This is a genomic window from Noviherbaspirillum sp. ST9 (genome assembly GCF_048799745.1).
Lineage (GTDB): Bacteria > Pseudomonadota > Gammaproteobacteria > Burkholderiales > Burkholderiaceae_D > Noviherbaspirillum.
On the sequence record NZ_JBLWFR010000101.1, the window covers coordinates 1 to 665 of the forward strand.

The window sequence follows — 665 nt, forward strand, 5'->3', positions numbered from 1 at the left end:
CTCTAGATCTAACCTCGGTTAACTTGTTTCATTCACCCTACTATTATCTTAAAAATAACGATGTAATATATGTTCAGCCAGATAAGACCAAGTATGCGTCGGTTGACAATAACTACAGAACTATTAGTTTAGTGTTATCAGGGTTATCAATTTTGGCTATTATTCTTACCAATGCATTATAAAAATATTTTCGATGAATAACGAACAATTTATACTCACTCCCTATACAGAGGTAGAGAACGAAAAAAAGGATTTAAGGGGAATTTTGAGTCAATACCTTTATCATTGGCCTCTGTTTTTTATTAGCATTCTGATTGTATTAGGCCTTGCGTTTTTGTATATTGAAAATACAAAACCCATATATCATGTTAAAGCGAAGCTTTCAATAAAGGATGAAAAACAGACTTCATCTGATAAAACAGCTATCCTTGAGGAATTGAACCTATCTACGGCACCGAAACTAGTTGAGAGTGAGGTGGAGGTATTAAAGTCGCGACCGATAATAAGTCGGGTTGTAAAGGATCTGAAATTATGGGTTACGTATCGTGAACACATAAACTACACTTACAACGATTTGTACAAAACAACCCCAGTAAAATTTACATTGCTGGCCCCTTCAAAAGAGTTAAAAGAGCAAAGCATAGAGATTACCATTAATAGTAATA

Annotated in this window: 1 protein-coding gene; it reads left to right on the forward strand. The window is 34.1% G+C overall.

Annotated elements, in window-relative coordinates:
• Positions 1 to 193: 193 nt before the first annotated feature.
• The coding region (locus ACNOHI_RS24980) for a Wzz/FepE/Etk N-terminal domain-containing protein (protein WP_420477428.1) at positions 194 to 665 on the forward strand (472 nt) is incomplete at its 3' end.